The organism is Corallococcus sp. 4LFB (genome assembly GCF_046520365.1).
Lineage (GTDB): Bacteria > Myxococcota > Myxococcia > Myxococcales > Myxococcaceae > Corallococcus > Corallococcus caeni.
Genome location: NZ_JBKGHJ010001042.1, coordinates 1 through 1,151 on the forward strand (window position 1 = coordinate 1; position 1,151 = coordinate 1,151).

1 protein-coding gene is annotated in these 1,151 nt (G+C 74.2%); it reads right to left on the minus strand.

Annotated elements, in window-relative coordinates:
- A partial coding sequence (locus tag ACLEQD_RS43895; RefSeq protein WP_410391868.1) for a transglutaminaseTgpA domain-containing protein occupies positions 1-1,151 on the minus strand: 1,151 nt, incomplete at both ends.

The window sequence follows — 1,151 nt, forward strand, 5'->3', positions numbered from 1 at the left end:
CGGCGCGGCGGGCGGACCAGGGCGCTCGCCAGCGCGAACTGGTCGCGGAAGGAGTAGTCGACGACGGAGTTGCGCCAGCGCGCCTCCACCGCTTCATAGAAGGCGAGCAGCTTCTCCAGCAGCACGGAGCCCTGGCTCGTGCGGTTCGACGGCGGCGTCGCGTCCACGGTGACGAAGCCCCGCTCCGGCACGAGCACGTGCGTCCACGCGTGCGCGTCCCCCGCGCGCACCAGGTAGCCGCCGTCCACGCGCGTGCCGCCGTAGAAGCCCGTGGCGAGCCGCGCCCCGATGCCCTGCGTGCGCAGCATCAGCGTGAGCGCGGTGGCGAAGTGCTCGCAGTGCCCCGCCTTGCGCACGAAGAGGAAGTCCGCCAGCGGATCCTCCGGGGTGCCTGCCTGCTCCAGCGTGTACGCGTAGTCCCGCTGCAGGAAGGCCGCGAGCTTGCGCGCCGCGGCCAGCGGCTCCTTCTCCCCCTGGAGCACCTGCGCCGCGAGCCGGGCCACGCGCGGATCCAGGTGCTCCGGCACCGCCAAGAGCTGGTCGCGCTCCGCCTGGACCAGGCCGGCGGACATGCCCGTCCTCGCCTCCGGGGGCAGGCTGTAGGCCTCGTAGGTGTACGAGGGCGCGGCGATGGTGAAGCGCACCTCGCCGCCGCCCTGGAGCTGCACGGGGCTGCTCCGGGTGCCGGTGGGCGTGTGGGCCATGGCGTTGCCCAGCCGCGAGGGCATCTCCAGGGCAATCAGCGTGCGGGCGCCGTACGCGGGCAGCAGCTCGATGCGCTGGTGCAGGAGCGTGTCGCTGGCGGGGCGCAGGGTGATCTGCCGCTCGGTCTGCTTCGCGCCGACGACGTTCGCCCACTCGATGCCGTCGAAGGTGTCGTAGGTGCGGCCCACCCAGTAGGCGTCCAGCGCGTCGCGCTCCGGATCCGGCGTGAGCGTGGCGCGCAGCACCACGCGCGGGTTGCCCTTGATGGTGCCCGCGCCGCCCAGCCGCACGGTGTTGGAGTAGCCCGCGCTGCTCACCGCGCCCAGGCCCGGCGCCGAGCGCGGCCCCACCATGGCCCAGTTGAGGCGCGGGAAGAGGACGAAGAAGGCCACCGCGCCGGCCACCGCGAACGCCAGGCCCGCGGACAGCGGCCGCATCACCGCGCG